Genomic DNA, 6,643 nt, shown 5'->3' on the forward strand with positions numbered 1-6,643 from the left:
ATATTTCAAGAAGGTTCGTTTGGGCAATGTTGCCTAAGTCAAACAAGTTCAACTAAGAATGCAAATTTTTCTGTTGAAAAAAGTGAACCATTATACCTAAAGGTCTATATTCTTATGTAGACAGGAGCCAGAATCTTTTTTACGGCCATTTTTTTAAGAAAAATTTCATTTTAGCTAGATATTTTAAATTATTTTGTTCAAATCAAGAATATACTAATTTGACAAAAGGAATGACTGATTCTTTCTTAAAGAACCAAAAAATCAAGTGTGCAGAAAATGGTATGTCTAGTTTTCAAAATGCTTTTAGCGAAAAAGCTCTGAATGCAGAGTTTGTTGCGCTAGGGATGATTAGAGGTATGAAAGAGAAAAAAAGAAAAAATCTATCTTATTGTGATATTCGCATTGTCCCTTATTTTATCTATAGAAGTGGCCTTGATTTTTTAATAGGTAAAAGAAGCACGAATATTGGAGTTGGCTCTGAATATTGGAAAGATAGAGAAAACTCTGGGCTCCCTATTTCAGAACTTCGTGCGAGAAAAAAAGGACAATGTTTTTCTTCTAAAGAATCATTTCATCTAACATATTTTTTGGGGTCCTATGACGAAAAAATGGAACCAAATTTCTTGGTAGATTCTTTGGCGTCGCCTTTAGATTTTTTCTATTTTGATGGGAAATTGGTTGATTTGAGAATGGAGATTCCTTATGATTCATTACTTTCATACTTTTTGCCCCCAAATTTAAGTGTTGAGGATTTTTATCGTTGGTCCATTGGTCATGATTTCAAAGATGATCTTGACGCATTAACGCCATCGCAACAAAAAGAAATTGAAAATGCGATAAATAAATTTGATAAATATTATAAAAGAAAAAATCAGAAAGGTAATGCCAAAAATCTAAAAAACAATTAGTTTATTGTCTAATAAATGATTAAATCCTTGCACCTTCAGTGCAGCAATAGAAGATATTAATGAAACCAGCCTTTCTTTACCCGTTCTTATTGTTTTCTCGAAGGTATTTATAGTAGTCTAGGGGACCTTCGGGTTTGTAAAAAAATAACCCAATAACACGGATGTCTGGGTTTATTTCCAAAATTTTATTCTTTATAGCTTTAAAATGAGTTCCTGTTGTAAGTACATCATCTAGCACATACACTAAATCCGGTATTTCTATTTTTTCAGTTGTTGACATCACAAGATTGTTCTGTATTGCGATTAGATCTTTAGTTTGTTCTGGCTTGTGAGTGCTTTCGACGCTCTCCTTTACATCAAAAATTCCTATGTAAGCTTCCCCAAAACTAGGTAGCTGACAATAAAATGGGGCGGAAAAAGTGTAAAACCTCCCCAGGAAAGTTGTAAAAATGTATATTGGTGGCTAGCGAAGGAGGTCGATTATGGCAACAATAACAATGGAAGTCCCGCAGGAGGCTTTGCCGTTCTTTGAAACAAAGGACGCGTTTTTGCTGAATGAACAAAGGGCATTGATGATGTACCCCTTCGTGAAAAATGGGGTGCTTTCCAGGGGCCGCGTTGCAGAACTCCTTGGAATGAACAAGTTCGACCTTATCTCAATTTACCAGCGCTTCGGCATGCCTTTTATAGATTCTCCAATAGAAGATTTGGAAGAAGATATCGCTAATTGCGAAATGGCCATGGACCGAGGCTGATCGATGATTGTTGTTTCTGATACGACTCCAATTATTACGCTGCTAAAAATAGGCCGTCTGGATCTTTTGAAATTGATGTACGGCTCCGTGAAAATTCCTGAAGCTGTGTTTACGGAACTTACGCAGAATCCAATTTTTTTCAACGAGGCCGAAATAATAAGAAATTGTGATTTCTTGCAGGTAACACCGGTGCAAGACGAATCGAAGGTCAGTCTGTTGCAAAAGGCAACCGGTCTTGATCTGGGCGAAAGCGAGGCATTAACGCTTTGTCTAGAGTCTCACTCGGATTTGTTGCTTATGGATGAAGCACACGGACGCATGGTCGCAAAACAGCTTGGCATTTCGATGACTGGAGTCGTCGGCGTTATTGCAACGGCATATAAAAGGGCGATTCTTTCAAAGGACGATATCCTTAATTATGTAGCCCTTTTGAAGGATAGCGACCGTTTTATTTCTCCTAAATTTTTGCAGTATTTGATTGACTTGACTAAGTAGTTTGGCAATGTCGGACAGAATGTCACGGCAAGGGCAACGCCCAAACTTTTGTATAAATTTAGTGACACTGTATACCCACAATGTTTAAATCCTACCCAAATGTTGCCCCAAGTTTACATTTAGGCGATTTTGGGAGAATTTGCGCTTGAACTGACCCTGCTTGACTGCGGTTTGACTGCGGATGGTCATAAACACAAAAGGTATACAGTGTCTTAGCCCGACAGAGCCCGGCTAACGCAAATGTGGAAAGTTGATTTCTTGTAAGTTGTTTATGAAACGCATTTGTATCATATTCGTTTTTCTTTTGAAAATTTTTTGAAAAACGGTGATTTTTGTTGCAAAATCGCTATTTTTGTTTTATTTTTCATAACATGAGACCCGTTACTGAATATCAAGACTACCGCCAATATATGCAAGACTTCTATGAAGAACGCAAAAGAAGTTCTTACTTCACATGGCGTAAATTCGCAAGCCTTGCTGGTTTTGCTTCTCCGGCATACCTGAAACTGGTCTGCGATGGCAAAACAAGCTTGAGCAAGCCGGGTGTCGCTAAGGTGGCTCGTGCCATGAATCTAGAAGGTTTTGATTTCACCTATTTCGCCTTGCTCGTAAGATTTGGCAACGCCAAGAACGACAGCGAAAAGGAAGCGGCCCTTATGGCGCTTGAACGCGAAGCCCGCATGAATAAGATCCGAATAATTGATGCAGATGCATTTCGCTACTATGAAGACCCGACCTGTCCTATCGTCCGCGAACTTGCGCCCGTCATGCCGAGAGCTACTTTTGGTGAGATCGCTTCCAAAATCCGTAGCGAGACGACGGCGGCACAAGTCCGCGACACCCTGCAGTTCCTTGTCAAGGCAGACCTGCTCAAAAAGAATGCTGACGAAACATATGAGCAAACGCAAAAGGCCGTGAAGGGCTCCAAGGAAACTATACCCCTTGTCATTCGAACCATGAATAAAAAGATGACCGAACTGGCGGCACGCTCCATCGCCAACGATTCTGTCGAGGAACGCAACTTTTCGGGAATCACCATGGGCATTGACAAGCGCACTTATGATCGTATCACCAGGGAAATCGAAATTTTCCGCAAGAAGATTGTCGACATTGCCAACGAGTGTCAAAAGATAGATCAGGTCTACCAAATGAATTTGCAAATTTTCCCTTTGACAGACAAGATTAGCAACATTGAATCAAGGAAAGGCTAATGAATATGAATAAGACAAATTTCGTAATCGCTTTATCCGTAGCTCTGCTCTGGGCCTGCTCCGATTCTCCTAACGAGGCGGGGACTACAGAAATAGACAACACCGTGGCGCAGAACGATAGTTCTTCGAGCTCCGTAGATAATTCGTCCAGTTCCGTAGACATCAAACATTCTTCATCAAGTGAGTTGCAATCTAGTTCTAGTGACAAAGCAGAGTCTTCAAATGCGTTTGCAGAAGACACTAAACGAGGCTTGAAACTCGGCTTTTGCATTTCATCTGGTTTAGAGCAACGAGTATTAGCTAAACGATCTGCCCTCATTGCTAGTGTAGAAGACTCATCAGAAGAATTGCCCAAGGCTTACATTCTTCAAGACGGTAAAGGAAATTACCAAGTGATGATTTTGAACGTAATGGATCTCTGTCAAGTTGAAGCAGACCTGTTGACAAAGCGTTCCGGTGATACATTGGAAATCGAATACGGAGAGCATCATATGGAAACGACATGTTCGTGCTATAGTGATCACTGGTTCGACATTGATGCGAACAACAAGAATGTCAAGTTTGTTCGGTTCAGCGGAATCACCTACGAAATCAGCGAAGGATCGGCTCCAGAGCCTACAAAACGCGAACACGACTATTCCGTTATGGACGATTCCCGTGATAGCAAAACTTATAAGACGGTCCAATTAGAAGAAGGCGTCTGGATGGCTGAAAACCTCAACTACGAAATGGAAGACGGAGTCCAGAGCTGGTGTAACGAAAACAAGACGGAAAACTGCGACAAGTATGGGCGCCTATATACTCTCAAGGCAGCCAATTCTGTATGTCCTTCAGGATGGCACCTTCCTTCAATAGAGGAATGGCCGTTCAGTGGAAATGGGGGCTATTCGGCATTTTACGATTATGCCGCCCAAGGTTGGAAAAAAGCAATTGACAAATACGGCTTTGCCGCTCTGCCTGCCGGCGAATATTCCGCAGAATTCCAAAAGTTTTTCGAGCCCGGAACTTCCGCCTATTTCTGGACATCTACCATAGATACAAGAAATAATGACTGTCCTGTGATAGTCGAATTCAGCAATAGTTCTGCAGGAATGATAAGTGTCTGTGCCGATAACGAAAACGACGGACTTTCTGTCCGCTGTGTCAAGGACTCTGAGTAGGGGTGTTTGTAGACATTATTGGAAACGAGTTTTCCCAGGGTTACGAAACGGGTGTAAAAACTCGTTTTTTTCGTTGTTTCTGGCGGTCTTTTTAGGAATAGCAAAAACAGCTTTATTTGTGATTCCACGGCGCGATTCTGGGCTGATTTTGGGGCTAAAACCATGTCAACTATTTGGACAATGTTTCGTGAGTCCAGAGGTATCCCAAAACGCGAATATGGCGATTCTAGCCTGAAAACGGCAATGGACTAATTTTGACAGGCTAAAAGTAGTGAACAAAAAAAGCACTAATAAAAAGGCTCTGTATACCCACAATGTTTAAATCCTACCCAAATGTTGCCCCAAGTTTACATTTAGGCGGTTTTGGGAGAATTTGCGCTTGAACTGCCCCTGCTTGACTGCGGATGGTCATAAACACGGAAAGTATACAGTGTCAAATGACTTGACACAGCCAATCAAACCGTCGCTTTTCAAGTCTGTAGCGACCGGAGGAAAAAATGAATAAAGCAGTTTCTGCCAATAGTGGCGAATTCCATACCGAAGTTTGCGTAGAGAATATTTGTATTCAAAAAAGGGTCTCGGGAAAAGTACAAGACCTTCCCTGGAATGCTGTAAAGATGTATATTAGCGGGAAGCGAAGGAGGTCGATTATGGCGACAATAACAATGGAAGTCCCGGAGGACATCATGAATTTCATGGTGTGCGAAAACAAGTGCGATGAGCTCCGTCGTAATGCGTTGTTGCTGTACCCCTTTATCAAGAACGAGACAATCTCGCATGGTCGTGCCGCCGAAATTTTGGGCATTTCCAAGTGGGAACTGATTGAATTGTATGGGAACGAGGGAATCCCGTATATTGACCAGAGCTGGGAAGAAGTTGAACAGGACGCAGGCAATGTGATGGAACTACTTTCCAAGAGGTAGGGATGATTGTCGTTTCTGATTCAACTCCAATAATTTCTTTTCTCAAAATCAACCGTCTTGACATTCTTGAAACTCTCTTTGGCGCGTCGCAACGCCCATAAAAAAAGGACTTGAGATGAACTCAAGTCCTTTAATGCTTTTAGATCCTTCGCTTCGCTCAGGATGACACTTTAGTGAAAGGAGATCCCGGAACAAGTCCGGGATGACATCCTCTTACTTCACGATGTGACGGTGATACTCCTGCAGTGAGCAGACTTCGAAGCGGCCGTAGTCGTGCTTGTCCATGAGGCCTTCCACGGTGGAGGTGAGGGCTGCGATGGTTGTGGTGATAGGAATGCCGCTGACCACTGCCTTGGAGCGCATCTGGATTTCGTCCACCATGGCTTCGGCGCCAGTTTCGGTGGTGTTGATGATCCACTGCACTTCGCCGTCGTGCATAAGGTCCAGCAGGTTCGGGCGACCGCGGGAGATACGGAACACGGCGCGGGTCTTGATGCCTTCATTGTAAAGCATGGTAGAGGTACCGCGGGTGGCGTACAGGCTGTAGCCCAGATCCACCAGCTGACGGATCAGAGGTACTGCGCGTTCCTTGTCTTCGTCACGGAGAGATACGAAGATGCTGCCCTGGCCGGGAACCTTGTTGCCGGATGCCAGCTGGCTCTTGAGGTAAGCAAGGCCGCGGTCGCGATCCAGGCTCATGACTTCGCCGGTGGACTTCATTTCGGGAGACAGGGTAACGTCGACGCCCGGGAACTTCACGAAGGGGAACACGGCTTCCTTAACGCTGACGTAAGGAACGTGGACTTCTTCGGTAAAGCCGATTTCTTCCAGAGTTTCGCCCAGCATGCAGCGGCTTGCGTAGCTTGCCAGAGGCACGCCGATGGACTTGGAAACGAAGGGCACGGTGCGGGAGGCGCGGGGGTTCACTTCGATCATGTAGAGCTCGCCATCCTTGACGGCCAGCTGCATGTTCATGAGGCCAACCACATGGAGTTCCTTTGCGAATTCCTTAGCGTAGCCGCGAACCTTTTCCTGCAGGTCCTTGGAGAGGGTCATGGGCGGGATAACGCTGGCGGAGTCACCGGAGTGAATGCCTGCGGGTTCCACGTGTTCCATGATGGCGCCAACAACAGTGTGCTTGCCGTCGCTGATGCAGTCCACGTCAAGTTCGGTAGCGTCTTCCAGGAAGCG

At 44.0% G+C, this 6,643-nt stretch carries 7 protein-coding genes; 6 read left to right on the top strand and 1 reads right to left on the bottom strand.

What is annotated here, in order from left to right; genetic code table 11:
- Window positions 1–230 precede the first annotated feature (230 nt).
- The 6 genes from BUB59_RS14650 (at window position 231) to BUB59_RS14680 (ending at window position 5,452) form a co-directional block, all read left to right on the top strand.
- Window positions 231–908: a hypothetical protein gene (locus BUB59_RS14650; RefSeq protein WP_073231360.1), complete on the top strand. Its 678-nt coding sequence runs from the start codon at window positions 231–233 to the stop codon at window positions 906–908.
- Between the two features lie 482 nt (window positions 909–1,390).
- Entirely contained in the window at window positions 1,391–1,663 is a 273-nt protein-coding gene (locus BUB59_RS14660) for a UPF0175 family protein (protein WP_073231365.1), read from the top strand.
- A gap of 3 nt (window positions 1,664–1,666) precedes the next feature.
- A complete protein-coding gene (locus tag BUB59_RS14665) occupies window positions 1,667–2,158 on the top strand; it encodes a PIN domain-containing protein (RefSeq protein ID WP_073231367.1) in 492 nt (163 codons plus the stop codon).
- A gap of 371 nt (window positions 2,159–2,529) precedes the next feature.
- Window positions 2,530–3,369, top strand: a complete 840-nt coding sequence (locus tag BUB59_RS14670; protein ID WP_073231369.1) for a TIGR02147 family protein — start codon at window positions 2,530–2,532, stop codon at window positions 3,367–3,369.
- A 395-nt stretch (window positions 3,370–3,764) separates the two neighbouring features.
- Complete coding sequence (locus BUB59_RS14675; protein ID WP_159433388.1) at window positions 3,765–4,529, top strand: FISUMP domain-containing protein; 765 nt, start codon at window positions 3,765–3,767, stop codon at window positions 4,527–4,529.
- Window positions 4,530–5,179: 650 nt separating this feature from the next.
- A complete protein-coding gene (locus BUB59_RS14680) occupies window positions 5,180–5,452 on the top strand; it encodes a UPF0175 family protein (protein WP_073231373.1) in 273 nt (90 codons plus the stop codon).
- A gap of 213 nt (window positions 5,453–5,665) precedes the next feature.
- Here BUB59_RS14680 and BUB59_RS14685 read toward each other — a convergent pair.
- On the bottom strand, window positions 5,666–6,643 hold a 978-nt coding region (locus tag BUB59_RS14685), incomplete at its 5' end, for an ATP-binding protein (RefSeq protein WP_143160435.1).

It is taken from the genome of Fibrobacter sp. UWEL (assembly GCF_900142535.1).
Taxonomy (GTDB): Bacteria; Fibrobacterota; Fibrobacteria; order Fibrobacterales; family Fibrobacteraceae; genus Fibrobacter.

What these genes read in the sequence shown, in the direction of transcription:
- BUB59_RS14650 (WP_073231360.1), top strand. Translation starts at nt 231, where the DNA reads ATGACTGATTCTTTCTTAAAGAACCAAAAAATCAAGTGTGCAGAAAAT.
- BUB59_RS14660 (WP_073231365.1), top strand. Translation starts at nt 1,391, where the DNA reads ATGGCAACAATAACAATGGAAGTCCCGCAGGAGGCTTTGCCGTTCTTT.
- BUB59_RS14665 (WP_073231367.1), top strand. Translation starts at nt 1,667, where the DNA reads ATGATTGTTGTTTCTGATACGACTCCAATTATTACGCTGCTAAAAATA.
- BUB59_RS14670 (WP_073231369.1), top strand. Translation starts at nt 2,530, where the DNA reads ATGAGACCCGTTACTGAATATCAAGACTACCGCCAATATATGCAAGAC.
- BUB59_RS14675 (WP_159433388.1), top strand. Translation starts at nt 3,765, where the DNA reads ATGATTTTGAACGTAATGGATCTCTGTCAAGTTGAAGCAGACCTGTTG.
- BUB59_RS14680 (WP_073231373.1), top strand. Translation starts at nt 5,180, where the DNA reads ATGGCGACAATAACAATGGAAGTCCCGGAGGACATCATGAATTTCATG.